This window comes from Streptomyces sp. A2-16 (genome assembly GCF_018128905.1).
In the GTDB taxonomy this organism is placed as follows: domain Bacteria; phylum Actinomycetota; class Actinomycetes; order Streptomycetales; family Streptomycetaceae; genus Streptomyces.
Genome location: NZ_CP063808.1, coordinates 272,675 through 295,012 on the forward strand (window position 1 = coordinate 272,675; position 22,338 = coordinate 295,012).

The window sequence follows — 22,338 nt, forward strand, 5'->3', positions numbered from 1 at the left end:
GAGGCCATGATTCACGCAGCCGACGTCCGGGAATGGCGCAACCGCGACGTCGTCGACAACGAGTCGCACAAGATCGGTGTCCTGGAGGCGGTCTACGTGGACACCACCACCGACGAACCGGCCATGGCCACGGTACGGATCGGACTGCCCACCCGGCACCGCCTCGTTTTCGTCCCTCTCCAGGACGCGATCGCCGGGCCCGACTACGTCAAGGTCGGCTATGTCGGAACGTTGGTGAAGCAGTCCCCTTCGATCGGCACCGACGACGTCCTTCCCGCCGATCAGGAGGAAGCGATCTTCAAGCACTACGGACTGCCCTACCAGGCCGGTGCGGCCGGCGAGCGGCAACTGGCGCGCCGCTGACGAGGCACGAACCCGACAACTGCCGCGTCCACCCGGGCAGACGGTGAGCCTCCGACGCTGCCGCCGGTCAGCTGGCGGGCCGGTGCGGCGAGGTGCAGTGGTGCGGTTGTGGTGCGCGACCCGCCTCGTCGCTTCCTGCCCCCCTTCCGGAGTGAGTCGTCCGGAGGTGCTGGGCATGGCAGCGGCAGGGCGGTTGAAGACCGGCAAGGTGTGTCGGCCCGCAGGTATGAGGAACTCAGCCACGTCGTCGAGGCCGAGGACGGCGGCGACCTTCGCTTCGGTTCCCGGCCGGCACTCGCGGCTGGGGACGAACGGCCCCCCGTCGGCCGGGCCGTGCGCCGGTGCCGACGCCCGCCGGTCAGGTCCGGTCGTCGTCCGTGTGCAGGGCGAGGAGCGGGCAGGCGGCGACGGCCCGGCGGGCGTGGGCACGCAGTCGGTCCGGGACGGTCTTGTCGCTGACGACGGGGTATCCCCATTCGTCCAGGCCGATCAGCTCGGGGAGGAGTTCGGCACACAGGCCCTGTCCCGTGCAGGCGATGCGGTCGATGCGCAGGGTGCGGGTGCGGCTCATCGCCAGGTCTCCGTGGCGGTGGCGGGTGGCACGGGGAGCCGGGGCGGCTGATGGGCGGCTGGGCAGGTGCCGTGGGCGAGGTGGTGGTCGACATCGTCGGCGAACGCGTGCAGTGCGGAGGCCGCGAGGCGGGCGGCGCCGTCGGGATGGCGGCAGGCGCCCCGGTCCGGCAGCAGGCCGACACGGTGGCGCAGACGGGACAGCAGGGCAGAGTCCGCCCGTCCGGTGGCCAGGGCGGTGAAGTCCTCGGCCACGGCGGGCAGCCCGAGACGGCAGGGGCCGCACTGGCGGGCACTGTGCGCGGCCAGGTAGGTGAGGACGCGGGCCGTCTCGGCCAGGCCGCAGGACGACTCGGGCAGCGCGACGAGTACGCCGGCGCCGGGTGTGGCGCCCAACGGGGCCAGATCGTGCCGGGTGAGCGGAGTGCGCAGATGCGCGGCGGGGAGCCAGGTGCCGGCGAACCCGCCGAGCAGGACCGCCCGCAGCGGCTGCGTGGCGCCGTCGGCCTGGTCGAGGACCGTGGCGAGCGGAGTGCCCAGCGCCACCTCCAGCACGGCGGGGGCGCGGACGGCTCCGGAGACGGTGACGAGCAGGGTGCCGGGCTCGTCCGGCGTGCCGGCCTGCCGGAACCAGGCCGGTCCGTAGCGGGCGACCAGGGCCAGATGAGCGAGGGTCTCGGCGTTCTGGACCAGCGTGGGGCGTCGGCCGACTCCCCGCTCGTGCGTGCGTGGCGTGCCACCCTGGGGCCGGGCCGGGCCGCCGTTGAGCCAGCGCACCAGAGAGGTCGACTCGCTGGAGACGTAGGAGTGCGGAAGGGCGTGCAGACGCAGTCGTACCCGGTTCGGGCGGGCGCGTCGGCGCTCGTCCACGGCGGCGCCGAACTGCCGGTACTGGGCAGCGCGGTCGCGGGGCAGGCACACGTGCACGGTGTCCGCGCCGACTGCCACGGCGGCCAGTTCGGCGCCGTCGAGGACGAGGTGGGGCGCGACGGCGATGAGGAACTGGTCCTTGCGGCTGGCCGGTTCGCTCTCCATGGCGTTGACGACGACGACGCGGCGGCCATGCCGTGCGGCGATCGCGTCCAGCTTGCGAGCGGTGGGGAACCCGGCGCCGCCGCGCCCGGTGAGCCCGGCCGCTGCCACGGCCTCCACCAGTTGCAGGGGGGTGCGGTCGCCGGTGGGGGGTGGCCCGTAGTGCCTCAGGTGATCGGTCAGTGCGGCCGGCCGGCCTGTGGCGTACCACCCTGCCAGCAGCCGGGCGGCGGCCGGATCTTCTGGTCCGGGGGCGTGGTGGTGGGGCGCGAGTCGTGCCGCGGCCGACGACGTCATCGTCCACCCCCGAGAAGGATCACTGTCGAGGCGGCGCGTTGGGACCAGCCGGGCCGCAGCGGCCCGGTGGCGAGGAACGCCGTGAGCACCACAGGTACGGCGGCAGCGGCGAGGGCGGCCGTCAGGCGCCCGGCGACCCGCCCCGGGGCAGCCTTCACCAGCCGCCACCACACGGCCGCGACCACCGCGCCGACGCACCCCGCGTACAGCCACAACTGGAGGGGGAGCCGGGTGTCGGTGCCGGTGCCCACCCCGTGGAAGAGGGCGAGCGGCCAGGCCGCGTACGCCAGCCAGTGCACGGCCTTCCAGCGGCGCACGCCCAGGCGTCGGCGCAGCCCGCTGGTGACCGCGACGGCCAGCAGCAGATCCAGCGCGGCCGTGCCCAGTCCGAGCCACAGTGGTCGATACGAGGCTCCGAACGGCACCACGGACACCGCCCACCCCAGGTGGACGAACGGATCGAGTACCGCCGTCACCACGTGCAGGACGAGGAACACCAGGGTGAGCAGGGACAGGTTGCGGTGCAGCACGCCGAGCTCGAAGCGGGCGATCCGGCTCGGCCGGGCTCGTCCGCCGGAGCTGATGCCGAGCACCACGGTGGCGGTGAGCAACAGCAGGGCGATGGTTCCGCCCGCGCGGCTGGCGTACCACAGGGGGCTTCCGGTCAGGGCCAGGGTCGTCATCGCGGATCTCCAGGGGCGGCTCCGGGGATGGTGGCGGGGGAGGAGTCGGGTGGCCAGCCGCCGAGACGTACGACGCGGCCGTCCGGGGCGACCAGCCGGGCGGGCAGGGCGGTGCCGCGCAGCCAGTCGACCGCCCGGTCGCCCAGCACGATCGCCGCCGTACTGGCGGTGTTGGCGTCCACGCAGGTGGCGGCCGCGACGGTCACGGTGCGCCAGACGGGGGCGGCGGGCTCGCCGGTGGCCGGGTCGACGATGTGATGCAGGATGCGTCCGGCGCGGTGCCAGGTGCGTACCCGGATGCCGGAGGTCGCGAGGGCCCCGCCGGTCACCGCGACGGCGGGGCCCTCGCCGGTGGTGGGCCGGGTGTGGTCGTCGGCGAGGGCGATGCGCCAGCCCCCGTCCGGTGCGGGGCCGGCCACCGCCAGGTCGCCGCCGAGGCTGACCAGGACACCGCAGCCGGTGGCCGTGGCGGCGCGGAGGGCGGCGCGGTCGGCGGTGAGGGCCTTCGCGGTCGCGCCCAGGTCGAGGCGGGTGTGCGGGGGCAGGCGCAGCCGCCGGGAGTGCGGGTCGAAGTCGATCCGCCGCCATCCGGGGGCGGGGAGCGCAGGTGGCAGGGGGCGGGAGTCCTCGGGCCGAAGGGAGGCGAAGGTGCGGTCGTAGCCGAGGGCGGTCATGGCGCGTCCTACGGTCGGGTCGACGGCTCCGGCGGTGAGGCGGGCGGCACGGAGAGCGGCCTGGAGGGCCTCGGCGAAGCGTTCGCCGACCTTTGTCGGGTTTCCCGCGTTCAGGTTGACGCGGGTGAGTTCGGAGTCCGGCCGGAAACGGCTGCACGTGAGGTCGACGTCGGCAAGCTCGGAGCGCAGGACGGCCTCCGCGGCCGGCAGGGCGTCCGGGTCGGTCACGAGCAGCACGGCCGTGGTGCCGAGCGCCGGGAACACGGCCTCGGCGGGGCAGGGTGCGGGAACGTGAGTGGTCATGACGCCCCCGTCGTGGTGTGGGGCTGCTGCCGGGTGGGAGCGGGTGGCTGCGCCGGGGGCCGCGGTGCCTGCTGCGATGTGCGGGCCGCCCCTGCGTCGCCGTCCTCGTCCTCGTGCTCGTCCTCGTGCTCGTCCTCGTGCTCGTCCTGGTCGTCACCGTCGTCGTTCTCGTGCCGGGCCGAGGAGCCACGCTGCTCGTCGGCGCCGGTGTTCGGGGCGGCGGTGGAGGACGCCGGAGGGCTCTGGAGGGGCGGGCTCGACGGTGCGGACGAGACCGAACTCCCGGGGAGCAGATGGGTGTAGAGGCTGCCCAGGGCCGCCGCACAGGTCACGGCGGCGACGGAGATCCAGCGGGTGAGACGGCGACTCCGCCGCAGTCCGCGGTCACGTGCGAGTGCCGGCTCGGCCGGGGACTGGTCGAAATCGTCGAGCGAGGGGGACATGGCAGCGGCTCCTGATGGATCGGCGGCCCGGAATCGGCCGCGTGCACCTCCAGGCTGTGCTCACGGCACCCGGGAACCTGCTCACGTCTTCTTCAGAACCGGTAAAGATCTCAGAACCAGGGAAGATCTCAGGGTTCTCCCGCCCACAGAGGCAGGTCCATGACGACGGTCAGCCCGCCGCCCGGCGTGTCCTCCAACCGCGCTCTGCCCCCGTTGACGGTGACCAGCCGGTGGACGATGGCCAGCCCCAGACCCGTGCCTCTGGCTTCGGGATTGCCGAACCGGCGGAAGGCGACCGCCTTGGCCGCGGCGGGCATCCCGGGGCCGTCGTCCCTCACCCACACCCGGGCCGAATCCCGCACGGGCCGGCAGCCGACTGTCACGTTCCCTTCGTCGGGAACGGCGTCCAGGGCGTTGGCGATCAGATTGTCGAGGATCTGCTCCAAGTGGCCGCTGCCCAGCGCGGCGGTCGGAGCGGGCCCCTCCGAAGCGCTCAGACGCACGCCGCGCTCCTCGGCCACCGGTGACCACGCGGCCACCCGTTCCCCGATCACCTCACGGATCCGGACCGCGGCCGGCCGGGGTGTCGCCTGCTCGGCGCGGGCCACCGCGAGCAGCCCGTCGACCAGCCGTGACAGCCGTGCGATCTCTTCCTGAGCCGCATCCAGTTCTGCCGCGGTGTCGCCCTCGGCATCGGTACGCAGGACGTCGAGCCGTAGCCGCAGCGCGGCCAGCGGGGTGCGCAGCTGATGGGACACGTCGGCGATCACGGCCCGGTGACCGTGCACCAGAGCCTCCGTACGGGCCGCCATGGTGTTGAACGTCGCGGCCAGACGGCGTACTTCCGGTGGACCGCCGCCGACGTCGGCCCGCTCGTCCAGGGCACCTTCGCCCAGCCTCCGGGCGCTGACGTCCAGCGCCGACAGTGGCCTGCTCACCCAGCGGGCCAGGCGGACGGACAGCAGCACGGACGCGGCGAGCCCCCCGGTGCCGATCGCGGCGGACCATCCCCACGTCGCGGCGATCCGGGTGTCGAGCGGGTCCGCGGAGCGGGCCAGGACGACGGCGCCGGCGGGCTGGCGGACCTCACCGGCCGGTTCCGCGGCCAGTAGTCGGCCCTCGTCCTCCGGCGGCTCCGGCTCGTGCCCGGCCAGCACGTCCTCCACCAGTTCCTCCGCCTCCTCGCCCCGGGCGGCGGTACAGGGCGTACTCGCCACCAGTCGCGCGGAGGCGTCGTACACGGCGGCGCAGTCCCCGGCCCGCGCCGCGGTCTCCAGTTCCCGGCGCATGCCGGTCGGCGGCTTGTGGTCGGAGAGGTGCTCCTCGGCCGTCGCGGCGATCACGCGGGTGGCCGCCCGCTGATCGTCGCGGAAGGCGACCCGCTCGCGTGCCGTCATCACCACGGCCAGAGGTACCACTGCCAGTACCAGCAGCACCGAGGTCAGGGCGAGCAGCGTCCAGGCGATCCGGCGGGTCACGGCTGCTCCCGCACCCCTTCGGCCGTATCGAGCCCTTCGACCGTACCGAGCCGGAAGCCGTGCCCGTAGACCGTCTCGATCAGTCCCGGCACGCCGAGCTTGCGGCGCAGTGCCGCGATGTGCACGTCCAGGACCTTGGTGGGGCCGTACCAGTGGGCGTCCCAGGCCCGCTCCAGGATCTGCTGCCGGCTCACCACCCTGCCCGGGTCGGCGGCCAGACACTCCAGGATCCCGAACTCCTTCGGCGTCAACGCGATCGGCCGACCGTCCACCGAGACCTGTCGGGTGCGCAGGTCGAGCCCCAGCGGCCCGTGCCGCAGGATCTCCGGACCGGCGGGGCGTCTGCGGCGCAGTACGGCCCGGACCCGCGCCAGCAACTCGGCCAGCCCGAACGGTTTGACGAGGTAGTCGTCAGCGCCCTCGTCCAGGGCCACCACCCGGTCCGCTTCCTCACCGCGCGCGGTCACCGCGATGATCGCGGCATCCGACCGCGCGCGCAGCATCCGGCACACCTTGACCCCGTCGATGTCGGGCAGGCCCAGATCGAGCAGCACGACATCGGGGACCGCGGCGCTCAGGGCGGCCCGGCCGGTACGAACCCCCTCGACCGTGTATCCCGCCTGCCGCAGGCCACGGACCAGGGACTCTGCGATGCTGCGGTCGTCCTCCACGACCAGCACCCGCGTTTCCTCGGTCGAACCCGCGATCTGCCCGTCCATGTGCTGAACCCGCTTCCGGACTGTGAGAACGGCTGTGCCTCTCGTCATCCAGTCTGTGTCTCGGGCCGCGCCGCGCCGCAAGGGGCCGTGTGTCCCTCGGTGCTCCGTGGAGGGTGGCAGTGGAGACTGCGTGACTCGAATTCACTGCTCGATGCGACCGTGCGCAAGGCCCGCCAGGAAGTACAGGAAGCTGCTGCCGTGCCGGAACCGGAGACCGCCGGCCTCGACGATCAACGGTCTGGCACGAATCTGGCACGAGGCGAGTAATCGACGACGACAGCAAAAAGGCCCGGGTCGCTGACCTGGGCCTTTGTCATGGAGCGGGTGACGAGGATCGAACTCGCACTCTCAGCTCGGGAAGCGACGGCGCTTGGAAGGTCATGTGATCGTTGACCTGCGCTGATGCGGCTTGGCGGCCGCCTCGCGAGAGCTGGTTCGCACCGCTGTCGACCGTGGCTGCCCGCTCTTACGGGCACGCCGTGGGCACGGTTCGGGAGCGCGGCGGCCCGAGCGCCGGAGTGGACGGGATCCGTGCCCGGCTTGGTCGGCTCGCATGTTCGGCTCGGGGAGCGTTTCGCGAGTGCGGAGCCATTCGGCGAAGCGTCCCGCCGGCACCTGGCTCACTTGCCGGCGTCAGGGCCGTACCACTGCAGTGCCTGGCCGGTGACCGCGGCGATGCACTCGAAGTCCCGGTCGCGGTGCAGCAGAGTGAGCCCCTGCGGCTACGCGGCGAACTCCAGGGCGACGTGGAGCTGACGTCCTCCCGACCTTCCCCGACCACAACCTTGTCGTCCGTTGGTGAGTCTTGATCGCGCAAGTGTTCTCGCTTTCCACTCCCGTGGAGGAATCAAGTGGGCAGACATGCCCTCATTCGTAGTGGTTTGGCCGCCACCGCGCTGACCCTGGCCATGAGCCTCGGTCCGCTGACAGCCGACGTCCACGCGGCCGCCGCCTCCGAGGTGGTCATCCCGGCGCAGACATCCCTGCTGCCGCAGACCGCGCTGTTCAGCGCCGGACCCTCGGGGTTCCTGCGCTATGAACCAGGCCGTGGCCATGTGTGGACCACCTACACAGGCGAGGACACGGTGGTGGACGCCTCGGCCGACGAGGTCTGGGGCATGCCGGAGTTCGGCGCCGGCTCGGACGTGGTCGCCCGCTACGACGACAGCGCGCGGACCGTGACGCTGCGAGACATGGGGGCCGGGGGCGCGGTCACGACGATCGCGCTCCCTCAGGGCCACACCTACCGGGGGACGCTCGGGCGGACCGTCGTCACGACCGCCTGGACGGTCGACCGGCTGACCTGGCACCTGCTCGACCTCCAGGACGACGGCACCGTGGGCGACCGCGCGGTGTCGGGCGTCCCGGCCGACGTCTCCATGGTGAACAGCGGCAACTCACCCGTGGCCGACGCCCACGGCACGGTGGTGCAGTACTGGACGGGCAGCACGACCCGCAGCGGCTGGATCGACGCCGACAAGGGCACGTTCGTCGAGCTGCCGTACAACCCGACCATCACCACGACCGGGCGTGTGGTCCTCACCCCCACCCACCTGCTGTCGTGGGACGGCGTCGACACCGTCTCCGTCTACTCCCGCGCCGACCTGACCACGGCCGTCCGTACCGTGCCGTTGGAGAACGACGGCGCGACCCACCTGCTGGGCATGGTCGGCGACCAGCTCCTGGTCTCCCGCTACGACTCCTCGCTGGGCGCCAAGGACGGCGGCCTGCCCGTCTGGCGGGTCGACGCGCTCGCCCCCGACGGCTCGACGACCAAGGCCGTACTGGCCCGCTCGGAGAGCCTCGCCCTCGCCGTCCCCACCCCCGACGGCGGGCTCCTCGTGCCCGGCGGCGGCGCCGACACCGCCGACTTCGGGGTGAACCTGGTTCGCGCGGGCACCGACGGCACCCCCGTCGCCGAGAAGGTCGCCGCCTCCGTGCTGAACCCGGTGACCGACCCGGTACCCCAACTCACCCTGGACAACGGCCGGTTGACAGTGACGGAACGGGACCGCGAGACCGGCCGTACCTCCATGTACAGCCGGACGATCGGCAGCACCGGCGACACCGTCACGGTCGGCCCCCGCGCCTCCCAGGGCCTCGTCACCGCCTCCGCGCCCTACCTCGTGGGCACCGGGGACGGCCGTACGGTCGTCTGGAACTCGTATCTCTCGGGCGACGACCGCGTCCCCCGGGTCGTCCAGCCGACGGGCACGCTGCCCGGCACGGCGATCGACCCCCAGCACAGCTATGTACGGGTGTGGGACGCCAAGGGCCGACACGTCGCGATGGCCACCGAGTACACGGAGGCGACCGGTTCGCAGACGCGGGTGGTCGACCTCGACACCGGTTCCACGGTGCTCACCTCGGCGACGCACGGCAAGGCGCTGTGGGGCACCACCCTGTGGGTGGCGGACGGCAACGACGGCGCCGCGCCGGTCGACGTCCGCACCGGCAAGCGCGGCGACACGGTGTGGTTCGGCTCGAAGTGCCTGCTGGAGGACCTCCAGGCCGTGGGACGATGGCTGCTGTGGTCGTGCGTCGGCTCGGGCGAGAGCCAGGGCGTCTACGACACCGTCACCCAGACCAAGACCACCCTCACTCAGGGCGCTTGGGAGACCGCCAAGCTCGGCGACGGTTTCGTCGTCACCAGCGCCGACGGCGAGCTGAAGGTGACCGACGTCCGCGGTGCCACGCCGGTGACGCACTCGGTGGCCACCCTCTCAGGCGGGGAGCCCTGGGACGTCGACCCGTACACCGGCCTGATCGCGTATGTCGACGCCAAGCAGAACACCCACCTGGTGCCCAGCGGCGTTCCCGCCTCGGCACTGTCCCAGCTCGACTCCTCCGTCGCGGGATCGGTCGACGTCAAGAGCGCGGCCTGGAACCCGCGTTGGTGGCTGTCGAAGCAGGTCGCGTCCTGGACGCTCACCCTCAAGAACAAGGCAACCGGTACGACCGTCCGCACCCTCTCCGGCGGTACGGCACAAGGCGCGCTCCAGACCTCCTGGAACGGCAAGGACACGGCCGGCACGCTCGTCGCCAACGGCGCCTACACCTGGACGCTCACCGCCACCCCGGCCGACGGCCAGGGCGCGGCCCTCACCAGGACCGGCACGCTCAAGGTCACCGGCGCGACCCCGGTCCGGCGGGACTTCGCCACCGCGGACGGCTTCGGCGAGGTGCTCACCCTCAACGGCTCGGGCGGACTGACGTACCAGTACGGCACCGGCACCGGGACCCTGACCGGTAAGAAAACGGGCTCCGGCTGGCCGACGAGCGCGAAGTTCGTGCCGTACGGCGACCTCAACGGCGACCGGTGCAACGACGTCCTCGTGCGCTACGCCAGCGGTGCGCTGCGCGCCTACCGGCCCGCGTGCGGGGCGGCGGTGACCCCGTCGACGGCGTACACCTCGCTGGGCACCAGCGGCTGGACACAGTACGACGTGCTGACCTCGCCCGGGGACGTCAGCGGTGACGGCCGTGCGGACCTGATTGCCCGTCAGGCCTCCACCGGGGACGTCTACCTGTACAAGGCGACGAGCGCGGGCAAGATGTCGGCGCGGACGAAGATCGCCTCCAAGTGGACGGGATACAAGAAGATCGTGGGTGTCGGCGACCTCAACGGCGACGGCCACGGCGACCTGCTGGCGCAGGACAAGTCGAACGAGCTGTGGCGCTACGACGGCACCACGACGGGCAAGTTCAAGAGCCGGGTGAAGGTCTTCAACGACTGGGGGGCCTCGTACAACGTCATCGTCGGCGTGGGCGACATCACGGGTGACGGCAGGGCCGACGTCGTCTCCCGTGACACCTCCGGTGCCCTCTACCGCAACAACGGCAACGGCAAGGGCTCCTTCGGCGGCCGCACCAAACTCACCACCGGCTGGCAGAGCTACAAGGGCGTGTTCTGAGTCACGTCACCCGCCCCCGACAACGAGCCCCAGGCCACTGGCCTGGGGCTCGGGAAAGAGCGGGTGACGAGGATCGAACTCGCACTCTCAGCTCGGGAAGCGACGGCGCTTGGAAGGTCATGTGATCGTTGACCTGCGCTGATGCGGCTTGGCGGCCGCCTCGCGAGAGCTGGTTCGCACCGCTGTCGACCGTGGCTGCCCGCTCTTACGGGCACGCCGTGGGCACGGTTCGGGAGCGCGGCGGCCCGAGCGCCGGAGTGGACGGGATCCGTGCCCGGCTCGGTCGGCTCACATGTTCGGCTCGGGGAGCGTTTCGCGAGTGCGGAGCCAGTCGGCCAAGCGTCCCGCCCGCACCTGGCTCACTTGCCGGCTTCAGGGCCGTACCACTGCAGTGCCTGGCCGGTGACCGCGGCGATGCACTCGAAGTCCCGGTCGCGGTGCAGCAGAGTGAGCCCCTGCAGCTCGGCTGTGGCGGCCACCACCAAATCAACCGTCCCGGCGCTGCGGTGTTGTCCGCGCTGGGTGAGAAGCTCCTGGACCCGCCAGGCGCGGTCGTAGGCACGGTCGTCGACCGGCACCCAGCCGAAGAGCAGGCGCATGTCCTCGATGCCTTGTGCGCGGTCGGCCGGGGAGCGCGCACTGCAGAAGAACTCCAGCTCGGTGATGGGGCAGGTGGCGATGAGTCCGGCGGCTGCCGCCTGGTCCCATCCGTACTGTTCGGCGTCGCCGCGCAGCAGTCGGGCGAGCGCGCTGGTGTCGATGAGGAACTGCGCGGCGTTCACCGGCGGCAGTTCCCCTTGTCCTCGAAGAGTTCCAGGTCGAAGGCGCCCTCGTCGGCCGCCGCTCGCAGGCGGGTGAGTGCCAGGGCGCGCCGTCGGTTCTCCAGCACTTCGCGCAGGGCGGTGTTGACCGTCTCCTTCTTGGTGCTGGTGCTGGTGCTGGTGCTGGTGCCGAGTGCCTTGGCCACGTCGGCGTCGGCAGCAAGGGGTGGGTCTGGGGCATCGCGTCTGACGACATGGGCGCCGCCACGAAGTCCGGCAGGTCCGTCGGCCGTCGTCGTCCTGCCCGGCGAGCGCCAGGCCGCGCGACAACAGGGGCTGTTGCACTCGGGACAGGGCGGAGCATCGTCGGGCAAGGGAGATCTGTTCCGGGCGCGCCTGGAGGGCTTGTGCCTGGACCGGCGCGATCGTCAGCCCGAGGCCCTGGCCCCGTCGGTTCCCGGCCGCTCCGGTCCGCAGGTGTTGCGGCCCGTGGGCGAGCAGCTCCGCCGAAGCCCGGGCCTGGTTTGCGTACGACGACAACGGCGCCGTTCACCGTTGGTGAGACCAGTGCCCGCCCGCGCCGACGGGCGTTGCCGGATCAGCCTGCTCCGGGCCCGCGTTCGGCCTCGACACCTCCAGACGCTTCTCGACCAGCCTGGGCACCCCCGGACCGGGCCCCGCATCAGATCGGAGCCTTGCTCTCGGGCCTCGCAGCCTGAGCGGTGCGCGGCTGAGCGGGTGCCATGTCCACCGAGTCCTCGTGCGGTCACCGCCCCGGTGACCTGTACGACGGCTGTGACGTGTCTCACGGGAACTCGCCCGCACCATAAGTCAGTTCAAGACGTGACCACAGATATGCGAACCCGGGTGCGAAACGGAGATCCGGACGCCTTCGCGGAACTCTTCGACGCGTGCGCCCGCGCGGTGTACAACCACGCCTTCCGGCTGACCGCCGACTGGTCGCTGGCCGAGGACGTGATGTCGACGACCTTCATGGAGGCGTGGCGGCGCCGTGCCTCGGTCGAGGCCGAAGGCGGCTCGCTGCGGCCGTGGCTGCTGGGCATAGCCACCAACGTCGCCCGCTCCCACCACCGCAGCAACCGTCGCTACCGCAACGCGGCGAGCGCCGCGGCAGCCGCGCACGCCGCCGAGGAACGGATCGAGGACCACGCCGAGGAGACCGCCGGACGCCTGGACGACCGGCGCCGTATCAACGCCACGCTCGCCGCCCTCAGCCTGCTCAAGCGCCCCGAGCGTGAGGTCCTGACGCTGTGCCTGTGGGAGGGGATGGAGTACGCCGAGGCGGCCCGCGCCCTCGGCATCCCGGTCGGCACCGTCCGCTCCCGCCTCTCCCGCGCCCGCGCCAAGCTGCGCAAGCTCGCCGACGCGCAACTGCTCGGAGAAAAAAGGGAACCCACCCGCACGAACCGGCAGATAACAGGTGATCGCGGATACGCGGTCCGGTCCGCACAGGAAGGAAACCGATGAACGCCAGCCCCTCCCACCGGCCCCACCCGGCCGAGTGGACGGAGACGCAGAGTCTGCTGCCCTCCGCCGAGCGGGATCTGCCGGCGGGCCGCCACCAGTTCCACAAGGAGCAGATGATGGCCCGGATCCACGAAGACCTCCGCACCTCCTCCCGTACGCCCGCCACCTCTCCGGTCGCGCCCGTGAAGCGCTCCAATCCGTTCCTGCGCCGTGCGATCCTCCTGCCCGCCGCGGCCTTCGCCCTGGCCGGCGCGGTCGTGGGCGGCCTCGCCCTCACCGGCGGCGGGGCGGACGACGGCAAGACCACCCTGGCCACCGGCCCCGCACTGACCACCAGGATCGGCGCCGCCGACGCCAAGGGCGCCCCCCAGCTCCTCGAACGCATCTCTCTGGCAGCCGCCGACACCTCCGAGCCCACCCCGCGCAAGGGCCAGTACATCTACATCGCCTCGAAGGTGGCCGACACCTACATCAAGACCGTCGGCGACAAGAGCGAGGCGGTCAGCGACGAGCTGCACTCCCGCCAGGTCTGGAACTCCCTCGACGGCAGGGACGGCTGGCTGATCGAGGCCGGTCAGACCAGCGACAAGGGCATCACCCTGAAGGGCGACACCCCGTTCAGCGGCGCCTACAACGCCCTGGCCGCGCTGCCGACCGACCCCGACGCGCTGCTCCAGCGGATCTACCGCGAGTCGGACGCCGTCCGGGACCCCGAAGTCCCGCGCGACCAGGCAGCCTTCGTCGCGATCGGCGATCTGTTGTTCGAGAGCTACCCGCCCGCCGAGGTCGGCGCCGCTCTCTACAAGGCCGCGGCCAAGATCCCCGGAGTCGTCTCGGTGGATGACGCGGTCGACGCCACGGGCCGGCACGGGGTCGCGATCGCGCGGGAGGACTCCGGCAACGGCGAGCGCATCGAGTGGATCTTCGACAAGAAGACCCTGCGGTTCCTCGGCGAGCGCATCGTGGTGGTCAAGGCCACGGCGGACAATCCCCTCAAGGTCGGTACCGTCACGCACACCAGCGCGATCACCGAGCGCGCGGTCGTCGACGCCAACAAGCAGCTCCCCGGGCAGGTGAGCTGAATGCGCGACAGAACCACAAGCGCCTCGCTGGCCGCCCTGCTGGTGGCGGGGCTGATGACGGGCGTCTCGGTGGCCGCCACGGGCTCCGGCCTCGGCGTACGGACGCAGGACACCGCCACCGTCGCGGCGCCCGGCAGCCCCGCCTCCGGCGCGCGGACCACCGGCTCCGCCTCCGCGGCCGGCCGGTACGTCACCCTCCTCACCGGCGACCGGGTCCGGCTGGACGCCCGGGGCCGGGTGACGGGCGTACGGCGGGCACCGGGCCGTGAGGACGTCCCGGTGTCCGTGCGCGGCGTCGGGGGCGATCAGTACGTCGTTCCCGCCGACGCCGCAGCCCTGATCGGCCAAGGCGTCCTGGACATGCGGCTGTTCGACGTCAGCGGCCTGATACGCGCCGGCTACGACGACACCCGGCGCGGCACGCTCCCGCTGATCGTGTCGTACGAGGGCAAGTCCGCCCAGCGCCGGAGCACCCAGAAGTCACTGGTCGCGGACGCGGACGCCACCGTGCGCCGGGAACTGCCCAGTGTGGCGGGCGCCGCGATCACCGTCCCCAAGGCCGGGGCCGACGACATGTGGCAGGCCCTCACCGAGGAGCAGGCAGTCGCGCGGGTCTGGCTGGACGGCCGGTTCAAGGCGTCGGCGGACGAAGACGGCGCGGCCGCGGAGGCGGGCGGCGGCGTCGCGCAGATCGGCGCCCCGTCCGCCTGGGCGGCCGGATACGACGGCAAGGGCGTCAAGGTCGCCGTCCTCGACACCGGCGTCGACACCACGCACCCGGACCTCGCCTCGGCGGTGACGGCGTCGAAGGACTTCACCAGCAGTGGCGGCACCGACGACAAGGTCGGCCACGGCACGCATGTCGCAGCGACGCTGGCGGGCTCGGGCACACGGTCCGACGGCCGGTACAAGGGCGTCGCGCCCGGTGCCGGGATCCTCAACGCCAAGGTGTTGGACGACAACGGCGAGGGCAGCGACTCCAGCGTCATCGCCGGCCTGGAGTGGGCCGCCGGGCAGGGCGCCAAGGTGGCCAACCTCAGCCTGGGCCAGGAGGACACCCCGGGGGAGGACCCGGTCGAGGCGGCGGTGAACGCCCTCTCGAAGAGCACCGGCATGCTCACCGTCGCCGCGGCCGGCAACGAGGGCCCCGACGCGGGAACCGTCGGCTCCCCGGGGGCCGCGGAATCGGCGCTCACCGTGGGCGCCGTCGACGGCGAGGACCGGCTCGCCGACTTCTCCAGCACCGGCCCGACCGCCGACAACGCGCTGAAACCGGACCTCACGGCACCGGGCGTGGACATCGTCTCGGCGAAGGCGGCGCACGGCTACCTGGGCGACCCGGCGGCCGACGGCTATGTCTCCATGTCCGGTACGTCGATGGCGACGCCGCATGCGGCGGGGGCGGCCGCGATCCTCGCCCAGCGGCACCCCGACTGGACCGGCGCACGGATCAAGCAGGCGCTCACCGCGTCCACCACCCCGACCACCGGCGCGACCGTCTACCAGCAGGGGACGGGCCGGCTCGACGTGTCCCGGGCACTTCAGGGGGTGGTGGCGAGCGAACAGACCTCCGTGTCCTTCGGCAAGCAGCGGTGGCCCCACACCGACGACCGGCCGGTCACCCGGCACATCACCTACCGCAACGACGGCGACCACCCCGTCACCCTCGACCTGACGGCCGGCGCGACCGGCCCAGGAGGCAGCACGGCCCCCGAAGGCATGTTCACGCTGAGCACCACACGGCTCACCGTCCCGGCGGGCGGCACCGCCGGCGTCGACCTCACCGCGGACACCCGCGTCGAGGCGGCGGACGGCACCTACTCGGGCACGCTGGTCGCCACCGCGCAAAACGGCGCCGAACCCGCTGCCGTACGGACCGCCTTCGGCGTCGTACGCGAGGCCGAGTCGTACGACCTCACCCTGAAGTTCCTCGACCGCGGCGGCAAGCCCGTGAGCGCTCCGCTGACCGAGATCCTCGGGTACTCGGGCACGTACTGGACCACGAGCCTCGGGGACTCCGAGCAGATCTCCAAGGGCGTGTACCGGGTGCGGGTCCCGCGCGGCGACTACGTCGTGGACACCGTGATGGAGGACGCCAGTGGCACCTCCGCGCTGGTCCGGCCGCGGCTCTCGCTGACCGGGGACACCACGGTCGTCTTCGACGCGCGCAAGGCGAAGCCGGTCGGGATCACCGCGCCGCAGGGCGCGAAGATGTCCGACGGCCAGCTCAACGTCGCCGTGGGCACCGGAAGCGGACAGCACAACAGCACCCTGTTCTGGGGAACGTTCGAGAACCTGCGCACCGCGACCCTGGGACCGGCCGCCCCGGCCGGGAGGCTCAGCACGCAGCTCGGCGGCCTGTGGCAGAAGGGCAGCACCACCTACCACCTGCTCCACAACCTGCCCGACCGCTTCCCCACCGGCTATCGGCACACCACGCGCATGAACGAACTGGCCCTGCTGAAGCGGAACTTCGGCTCGTCCGTCGCGCACCGCAAGGGCATCGTCAACGTCCTGTGGAGCGGCCCCACCCTGTCGCTGGGCACGGTGAGCGACCCCTTCCCGCTGCCGACGACCGCGAAGATCTACGTCACCACGCCCAAGGGCTTCAAGTGGACGGCCAACCTGGGCCAGCGAAACGCCTCCGGAGACGACGACGTCTTCTACGGCACGGAGAGCGCGAGGTCGTACCAGGCGGGCCGGACCTACGCGGCGACGTACAACGTCGGCGTCTTCAGCCCGATCACCGGCGGCCCGTACGGCGCGCGGCGCGACGGCGACACCCTCGACCTGTGCGTCCCCGACCTCGCCGACGGGAGCGGACACCCCGCCTCCTCCACAGCGAAACGCCACACCACGGTGACCGCGGACGGCAGCACCCTGCTCGACAACGACGGCGACCTCTGCCAGACCGTGGAGAAGCTCCCGTCCGCCCCGGCCCGCTACACGATCCGAACGAACCTGACCCGCCCGCCGGGCGTGGCCACGACCACGACCCGCCTGACAGCGGCCTGGACCTTCACGTCCAGCCCGTCCGACTCCGGCTCGCTGCCCCTCTCCACGGTCCGCTTCCACCCGAAGCTGACCCCGACCGGCACGGCCCCCGCAGGCCGCCGCACCACGATCCCCCTCTCCCTCCAGGGCCCGGCGGCCACTGACCTGAAATCCCTGACGGTGAAGGTTTCCTACGACGCCGGCAAGACATGGTCCCCCGCCCCGGTGACCACCACCCACGGCAGAAGGACCCTCACCCTGACCCACCCGGAAAACGCCCGCTCGGTATCCCTCAAATCCACCCTGACCGACACCACGGGCAACACCTACGCGGTGACGATCCTGAAGGCATACCTCCTGACCTGACGTGGTCCAGACACTCGTCTACACGGTCACGCATCATGTGGAGCACTTCGCCGCTGCCGACCGAGACACACGTCTTCGTCGATCCGCAGAGGCGGGCAACTGCGGCGGAGGGACGACTGGGTGAAGGCTCGGAAGGCTGCGGTGTCACGGCCGAGTTGCACTTCCACGACCTTCGGCACACGGGCAACACGCTCGCCTCGACGGCGGGAGCCGGCACCCGGGAGCCGATGACGCGCATGGGCCACAGCAGCTCCCGAGCCGCGCTGATCCACCAGCACATCACCAGTGACCGGGACCGGGCCATCGCCGACCGGCTTGGGGCCATGATCCAGGGCGGCGGGCTCGACGACCTCGTGCGCGCCGAGCGTGCGAAGGGCTACAGGGACGACCCCGCCCACCGGCCTGGACAACAAAGAACCCCCGGGCCCATGGCCTGGGGGTTTCACATGGAGCGGGTGACGAGAATCGAACTCGCGCTCTCAGCTTGGGAAGCTCGGAGTCTTTGGGGGCGGTTGTCCCGCTGACCTGCGGTAGACCCTGAACGGGTGCGCAGGCGGTCGCCGACTTGTTCCCCACTGTTCCCCGTGGTTCTCCGCAGGATCTGGCACACATCTGGCACGTCCGACCACTCCGGGCTGAGAGTCTGAGCCCGTGACTGATGACGAGGTTGTCGAGGCGTTGCGGGTCGTAGCGCGGACGGGGTGCGGCTACGGAGACTGCGGTTCGCTCCCCGGCATCACCTGCAGCACCGACCGGTTCACCCCAGACCATCCTTGAAGATCGGTGTCCAGAATCTCGTTCAAGGTGATCAGGGCCTCCTCCGCAACCCGCGCCGTCTCCTCGCCGGACGCCTTGCGGTACTGCATCTCCTGCTTGAGCCGCTGTACCCGGGCGAGGACCGAGGATCGCAGCTGCCACAACTCCTGGTCCCTGAAGAGGTTGTTCTTCGCAGCCACGATGCCGGACACCCCGGCCAGGGCGGTGCTGGATATCCCGAACCACGGATATTTCCACGCTGCGCTAGCGACCCCGAGGACCGCGATCACGGCGTTCAGCGCAGCGATGAGCGTGATCACCCGGTCCACCCTGGTCCGCGATATCACCCGTAACCGAGCGAACTCTTTCTCGTACCAGGCGACATAGTGCGAGACGACGACGAAGGGATCGGCCTCTACGGGCGGATCGGGCGGTGTGCGCATTCCGGCGGACCTGAACGAGATCGGCCACCACCTGGAATCCCTGTACCCATGCTCCGGCTCACCCGATGGCATCGATGCGCCCCCTCGCCGTCCAGTGTGCGAGCTGACCCGCCAAACACGCCACACCTACGACAAGGGTGCCGAGTCAGGAGCGCATTCGTCTCGTACCACTGCCAGTTCTCCGGGTGCAGGCATAACCCTTCCAGTGTGGCAGATCAACGCGGGGAGCCCGGGCCACAGCGGGGTGGGGGTGGTCACCTGCGGGTGCCGACTGTCGGCGTTGGTCGGCTTCGGACGGCCCAGGGACGGCCCAGCGCGATCGGGTGTCGTAATCACTGCTCTAAAGGCTGTCCCGCAATGACCGCTCAGAGCTTTGGAAACGGCGGCACCTCGTTCATGACCCGCAGAAGCTTGCGAGCAGGAGCCACCTCCTCCAGCCGCACGGATGCGGCGAGACCTTCGATGACTGGCCGGCCTGCGGTTACTGCTGCTGGCGGCCGCCTCCCAGCCGGGTTGCTCCCTGTAGCTGGTGTAGTACTTGCTGTCCCTCGCCGCCGCGGCGGCGGAGTGCCATTACTCGGTCCGGCAGATGCTTCCCAGCAGGTCCAACCGCAACGACTGCAAGGCATGGGAGCTGTCCGGAGCCAAGGCCGCCGTAGGCAACGCCGTAGTGATCGCGGATGGTGGCGACCGAGGCATCGGCCTGGTCATCCCGCACCGCCGCGAGCCCGGTCAGACCGAACTCCAGGACTGGAAAGAGGAACACAACGCCTCCCACCGCAAAGTCCGAGCCCGCGTCGAGCACGTCTTCGCCCGCATGAAGAGCTGGAAGATCCTGCGTGACTGCCGCCTGAAAGGCGGCGGGGTGTCCACCACGCGATGCTCGGCATCGCCCGCCTGCACAACCTCGCCCTCGCCGGGTGACCAAGGAACGAGCGGGTGAGCAGGTAAGTCGAAAATCATTTATGGGACAGCCCTTAGTGTGAGTGATGGTACGGGCGCCCCTTCTGAGGGGGCGCCTGACTCAACCAATCGTCACAGAGAACCCGTTGCTGATAATGATCAGCACAGCCATGATGGCGCCCACTGTCACCAGGACGCCGATCAGGCGAACCGTCCGATGCTCCTCTTCAATCGCGTATCGGACGGTGCGCCACCACTCCCTGTCGAGCTTCATGCCGCTCACCTCTCCATCTGTGCAGGTGAGTTGAGCTTGCAGGTCACCTCACAGCGATATTTCACGGAGGTACGCTGTGAGGTGGAAAGAATCGTGATGAATCGTGGTGAACCGAGTCCTCGGCTCCACGACGGGGGAGGGCACGATGCCAGGATCAGCAAGCAGGGCAGTGAAGATCCCTGACTCGATCCCGGAAGGCCATCTACGCGCTTGGCTGGTGTTGCTAGCTGATCTGCGGCTGGGCGCAGGGATGCCCTCACTTGCGAAGGTGAGCAAACAAGCCGGTAATTGTGGAAGGGATCTCAGTACAGCTACGGTGCGAAGGCTGCTTGTGGGGGAGACAACCAGTATGGGGCCAGCCCTGGCCTTGGCCTACACACTGGCGGAGATGGACACCCGGCCCGCTCAGTGGAAAAGCTCATACAATTGGGATACGTTCGATCGTCATATTCGCCTTATGTTGCTGAGTGCGAGTAGTGAGGTGGGCGGCGAACCTAATACCGTAACAAGCAAGCAACCTGATTCCGCAACACAATGGTCTATTGCCGTGTCGACTGAACATGAATATACGTCGAGTGAACATGAACAGACCGTGTCGGTCACTGACTATACGGCTTTGCGTGAACTCGCGCACCTAATGAGGCTCTGGCGGCGAAGAGCTGGATGCCCTTCGCTAGACCGGATCACCCAGCAAACCAGGGCCTATTTGCCTGGAGTCACTATTCATGATGTGAGAGTCATTCTATGGGGCAACGATCCAATAACGGAAGTTCTGGCCAGTGCCGTGGCACGTGCCCTTTCCGACCTAGGTCCACGCTGCGTGCGTAACGATTACTTCCCCGTACTTTTGCAGTTCCTTGAACGCATGGAGGCGGAGGGCTCCCTCCTTCCTGATCCGCGGTTCCAGCAGAATCCGGCAGGAGCAAGGGGTCTACAACAACCGCCTCCATAGATTACGTACGTGTCCTCTGGGTCAGAACGGGACAGCAGAGCATCGAGGTGTGACGCGAGGAACAATGTTGTTGTTACCTCACCCCGTCTGGTGCAGCATTACGAGCCCTCTGAGGGGTCCTACGAAGCCGCGGTGCCGGCTGAAGGGTCCACTAAGGGCTGTCCCATAAATGATTTTCGACTTACCTGCTCACCCGCTCGTTCCTTGGTCACCCGGCGAGGGCGAGGTTGTGCAGGCGGGCGATGCCGAGCATCGCGTGGTGGACACCCCGCCGCCTTTCAGGCGGCAGTCACGCAGGATCTTCCAGCTCTTCATGCGGGCGAAGACGTGCTCGACGCGGGCTCGGACTTTGCGGTGGGAGGCGTTGTGTTCCTCTTTCCAGTCCTGGAGTTCGGTCTGACCGGGCTCGCGGCGGTGCGGGATGACCAGGCCGATGCCTCGGTCGCCACCATCCGCGATCACTACGGCGTTGCCTACGGCGGCCTTGGCTCCGGACAGCTCCCATGCCTTGCCGCAGTCCGCTCGTCCGGTGGGTACGCTCAACACATGACTCCGGAGGGGATCGCCAACGCAGTGGTCTCGGTACTCGCCGCCGCAGGAACACTGGCTGGCGTAACTAGCCGCACAAGGCGACGACGCAACGAGATCAAAGAAAACCTGGCTTTGGCCGAAGAGCTTCAAAAAAATGAAATCCTACGCGACCACACTCCTGCCGTCGCTTGGCTACACGGGAAAATCGCCTTAGACGTAGCCAGACTGTCTGGTCAACCTATTGGGGCCCCGAAGAAGCCAATCCCGAAAGGCGCTCTGATTTTCGCAACCGTCCTCCTACTCGCGTTCGGCGGATGGACCTATTGGCTCAACCGGGACGGCTTCGTCTGGTATTCATTGGTCACAGGCGCTTTGGCCGCCTCAATGCTCATTTCAATCCTAGGAATGACAACAAACAGAGAGATCCCCCCTGACCCAGAGGGCGGATTGCCAGAGGGGGCTCACCCTCTCCAGTCTGAATCTGCCTCACAGGCCATAGTTACATCTGTGGCCATGGCCGCCATGAGTTCAGACGGCAGGTACGAAGATGATGGTCAGCTTGGCGTAGCGTTTCGCTTCGTGCGCCACATGGCAGCTAGCGAGTTCGACGAGGCCTTGAGCCTCGCAGATGAAAACTGGCTGAAATGCCGCATCCAGACTTGGCTTTGGAATGCGCGAGCTTTTATTGGAGGCGACGAGACTCAACTCCAAGCCACAACAGATGCCATCATGAGTTCTCGCGGGGAGCATGACTTGTGGGATGCTTTCTCCTCTGCAGAAGTCAACGCCTTCCAGGAGGAGTGGGGCGAGATCGATCCGGATCGACTGGGTGGAGCAAGTAGGCGCCGCCGAGTTGGCCCAGATTACGACTTGGTGGTACTAGCCCCGCTTGGCGAAAGCGGTGGTTACTTCGTCAACTTTCCCACTCCGATACCGGGCGGCTTTACCTTTCTCATGCATAAATGCGACGGGAAGTGGCTGCTGGCTAATCATCTTGGTATTGCACCGCCGCTGCCCGGCTTCCCTCCGACGTGGTGGGTGGTCGGAGACCCTAATCTGGAAGAGCTTCCGGACTAGGTCGGCGGAGGCCTCAATGACCAGTCCAGCGCCGCTGCCCGATCGCTAGAGCACCACCTCGAGAATCTCAAATACGGCTTGAGGCTGAGTTGGGCACCTTGACATGCGTACCGATGTTCCCCGTAACCCTCCGCGGGGCGCTGCTCGAAAGGGCACCCGCCGGCTTCTGCTGCCCTTGCCGACCGCCCATGCCCTCCGGGTCGGCGTGGCGCCATTTGACGTCCACGAGACCGCT

General features: G+C 69.8%; 18 protein-coding genes and 3 pseudogenes. 8 read left to right on the plus strand and 13 right to left on the minus strand.

Annotated features, from left to right (window positions below):
* The first annotated feature begins 6 nt into the window (after positions 1-6).
* Positions 7-363 carry a PRC-barrel domain-containing protein gene (locus IOD14_RS01340; RefSeq protein WP_212669455.1) on the plus strand — a complete coding sequence of 119 codons (357 nt, stop codon included), beginning with the start codon at positions 7-9 and terminating at the stop codon, positions 361-363.
* A gap of 358 nt (positions 364-721) precedes the next feature.
* On the opposite strand, the gene IOD14_RS01345 is transcribed toward IOD14_RS01340, so the two are convergent.
* From IOD14_RS01345 to IOD14_RS44105, 8 genes and pseudogenes are all read right to left on the minus strand, one after another.
* A complete protein-coding gene (locus IOD14_RS01345; protein WP_123990605.1) occupies positions 722-934 on the minus strand; it encodes a ferredoxin in 213 nt (70 codons plus the stop codon).
* On the minus strand, positions 931-2,262 hold the full coding sequence (locus tag IOD14_RS01350; RefSeq protein WP_212669456.1) for an NADH-ubiquinone oxidoreductase-F iron-sulfur binding region domain-containing protein: 1,332 nt from the start codon (positions 2,260-2,262) through the stop codon (positions 931-933). The genes IOD14_RS01345 and IOD14_RS01350 overlap by 4 nt, the downstream gene beginning before the upstream one ends.
* Positions 2,259-2,945: a ferric reductase-like transmembrane domain-containing protein gene (locus IOD14_RS01355; protein ID WP_123990607.1), complete on the minus strand. Its 687-nt coding sequence runs from the start codon at positions 2,943-2,945 to the stop codon at positions 2,259-2,261. The genes IOD14_RS01350 and IOD14_RS01355 overlap by 4 nt, the downstream gene beginning before the upstream one ends.
* The gene (locus IOD14_RS01360) at positions 2,942-3,922 is read right to left on the minus strand and encodes an FAD:protein FMN transferase (protein WP_212669457.1); all 981 of its coding nucleotides are present in this window, start codon (positions 3,920-3,922) and stop codon (positions 2,942-2,944) included. The genes IOD14_RS01355 and IOD14_RS01360 overlap by 4 nt, the downstream gene beginning before the upstream one ends.
* A complete protein-coding gene (locus IOD14_RS01365) occupies positions 3,919-4,365 on the minus strand; it encodes a hypothetical protein (protein ID WP_212669458.1) in 447 nt (148 codons plus the stop codon). Before IOD14_RS01365 ends, IOD14_RS01360 begins: the two co-directional genes overlap by 4 nt.
* Positions 4,366-4,493: 128 nt before the next feature.
* Positions 4,494-5,843: a HAMP domain-containing sensor histidine kinase gene (locus IOD14_RS01370; RefSeq protein ID WP_212669459.1), complete on the minus strand. Its 1,350-nt coding sequence runs from the start codon at positions 5,841-5,843 to the stop codon at positions 4,494-4,496.
* A complete protein-coding gene (locus IOD14_RS01375; RefSeq protein ID WP_123990611.1) occupies positions 5,840-6,562 on the minus strand; it encodes a response regulator transcription factor in 723 nt (240 codons plus the stop codon). Before IOD14_RS01375 ends, IOD14_RS01370 begins: the two co-directional genes overlap by 4 nt.
* 620 nt (positions 6,563-7,182) lie before the next feature.
* Positions 7,183-7,281, minus strand: a pseudogene (locus IOD14_RS44105) (VapC toxin family PIN domain ribonuclease); the annotation flags it as partial.
* Between the two features lie 132 nt (positions 7,282-7,413).
* On the opposite strand from IOD14_RS44105, the gene IOD14_RS01380 reads away from it, so the two are divergent.
* Entirely contained in the window at positions 7,414-10,476 is a 3,063-nt protein-coding gene (locus IOD14_RS01380; RefSeq protein ID WP_212669460.1) for an FG-GAP-like repeat-containing protein, read from the plus strand.
* Positions 10,477-10,835: 359 nt separating this feature from the next.
* Here IOD14_RS01380 and IOD14_RS01385 read toward each other — a convergent pair whose 3' ends face one another.
* Together IOD14_RS01385 and IOD14_RS01390 are read right to left on the minus strand one after the other, a co-directional pair.
* Positions 10,836-11,258, minus strand: coding sequence for a PIN domain nuclease (locus IOD14_RS01385; RefSeq protein WP_212669461.1), 423 nt, complete (start codon positions 11,256-11,258; stop codon positions 10,836-10,838).
* Entirely contained in the window at positions 11,255-11,443 is a 189-nt protein-coding gene (locus tag IOD14_RS01390) for a type II toxin-antitoxin system VapB family antitoxin (protein ID WP_212669462.1), read from the minus strand. Before IOD14_RS01390 ends, IOD14_RS01385 begins: the two co-directional genes overlap by 4 nt.
* Before the next feature lie 637 nt (positions 11,444-12,080).
* Between IOD14_RS01390 and IOD14_RS01395 the strand changes: the two genes are divergently transcribed.
* From IOD14_RS01395 to IOD14_RS44110, 4 genes are read left to right on the plus strand one after another with little or no spacing between them, the layout of a single operon-like run.
* Positions 12,081-12,725 carry an RNA polymerase sigma factor gene (locus tag IOD14_RS01395; RefSeq protein ID WP_212669463.1) on the plus strand — a complete coding sequence of 215 codons (645 nt, stop codon included), beginning with the start codon at positions 12,081-12,083 and terminating at the stop codon, positions 12,723-12,725.
* Positions 12,722-13,807 carry a CU044_5270 family protein gene (locus tag IOD14_RS01400; protein WP_123990614.1) on the plus strand — a complete coding sequence of 362 codons (1,086 nt, stop codon included), beginning with the start codon at positions 12,722-12,724 and terminating at the stop codon, positions 13,805-13,807. The genes IOD14_RS01395 and IOD14_RS01400 overlap by 4 nt, the downstream gene beginning before the upstream one ends.
* Positions 13,808-17,167 (plus strand): S8 family peptidase, encoded by a 3,360-nt coding sequence (locus IOD14_RS01405; RefSeq protein WP_212669464.1) that lies wholly within the window; start codon positions 13,808-13,810, stop codon positions 17,165-17,167. It abuts the gene before it with no gap.
* A 35-nt stretch (positions 17,168-17,202) separates the two neighbouring features.
* Positions 17,203-17,691 (plus strand): hypothetical protein, encoded by a 489-nt coding sequence (locus IOD14_RS44110; RefSeq protein WP_249125798.1) that lies wholly within the window; start codon positions 17,203-17,205, stop codon positions 17,689-17,691.
* Between the two features lie 183 nt (positions 17,692-17,874).
* Here the strand turns inward: IOD14_RS44110 and IOD14_RS01415 are convergent, their stop codons facing one another.
* Positions 17,875-18,366, minus strand: coding sequence for a hypothetical protein (locus IOD14_RS01415; RefSeq protein WP_212669465.1), 492 nt, complete (start codon positions 18,364-18,366; stop codon positions 17,875-17,877).
* Between the two features lie 607 nt (positions 18,367-18,973).
* On the opposite strand from IOD14_RS01415, the pseudogene IOD14_RS01420 reads away from it, so the two are divergent.
* Positions 18,974-19,290: pseudogene (locus IOD14_RS01420) on the plus strand (transposase); the annotation flags it as partial.
* Between the two features lie 100 nt (positions 19,291-19,390).
* Here IOD14_RS01420 and IOD14_RS01425 read toward each other — a convergent pair.
* Both IOD14_RS01425 and IOD14_RS01430 read right to left on the minus strand, forming a co-directional pair.
* A complete protein-coding gene (locus IOD14_RS01425) occupies positions 19,391-19,543 on the minus strand; it encodes a hypothetical protein (RefSeq protein ID WP_212673529.1) in 153 nt (50 codons plus the stop codon).
* Positions 19,544-20,703: 1,160 nt separating this feature from the next.
* Positions 20,704-21,005, minus strand: a pseudogene (locus tag IOD14_RS01430) (transposase); the annotation flags it as partial.
* A 36-nt stretch (positions 21,006-21,041) separates the two neighbouring features.
* Here IOD14_RS01430 and IOD14_RS01435 point away from each other — a divergent pair.
* Entirely contained in the window at positions 21,042-22,103 is a 1,062-nt protein-coding gene (locus IOD14_RS01435; RefSeq protein ID WP_212669466.1) for a hypothetical protein, read from the plus strand.
* The last annotated feature ends 235 nt before the right edge of the window (positions 22,104-22,338 follow it).

Coding starts and splice junctions, on each gene's coding strand:
- IOD14_RS01415 (WP_212669465.1), bottom strand. CDS start 18,366: ATGCGCACACCGCCCGATCCGCCCGTAGAGGCCGATCCCTTCGTCGTC.
- IOD14_RS01355 (WP_123990607.1), bottom strand. CDS start 2,945: ATGACGACCCTGGCCCTGACCGGAAGCCCCCTGTGGTACGCCAGCCGC.
- IOD14_RS01425 (WP_212673529.1), bottom strand. CDS start 19,543: ATGAAGCTCGACAGGGAGTGGTGGCGCACCGTCCGATACGCGATTGAA.
- IOD14_RS01435 (WP_212669466.1), top strand. CDS start 21,042: ATGACTCCGGAGGGGATCGCCAACGCAGTGGTCTCGGTACTCGCCGCC.
- IOD14_RS01365 (WP_212669458.1), bottom strand. CDS start 4,365: ATGTCCCCCTCGCTCGACGATTTCGACCAGTCCCCGGCCGAGCCGGCA.
- IOD14_RS44110 (WP_249125798.1), top strand. CDS start 17,203: ATGTGGAGCACTTCGCCGCTGCCGACCGAGACACACGTCTTCGTCGAT.
- IOD14_RS01405 (WP_212669464.1), top strand. CDS start 13,808: ATGCGCGACAGAACCACAAGCGCCTCGCTGGCCGCCCTGCTGGTGGCG.
- IOD14_RS01400 (WP_123990614.1), top strand. CDS start 12,722: ATGAACGCCAGCCCCTCCCACCGGCCCCACCCGGCCGAGTGGACGGAG.
- IOD14_RS01360 (WP_212669457.1), bottom strand. CDS start 3,922: ATGACCACTCACGTTCCCGCACCCTGCCCCGCCGAGGCCGTGTTCCCG.
- IOD14_RS01340 (WP_212669455.1), top strand. CDS start 7: ATGATTCACGCAGCCGACGTCCGGGAATGGCGCAACCGCGACGTCGTC.
- IOD14_RS01375 (WP_123990611.1), bottom strand. CDS start 6,562: ATGGACGGGCAGATCGCGGGTTCGACCGAGGAAACGCGGGTGCTGGTC.
- IOD14_RS01350 (WP_212669456.1), bottom strand. CDS start 2,262: ATGACGTCGTCGGCCGCGGCACGACTCGCGCCCCACCACCACGCCCCC.
- IOD14_RS01345 (WP_123990605.1), bottom strand. CDS start 934: ATGAGCCGCACCCGCACCCTGCGCATCGACCGCATCGCCTGCACGGGA.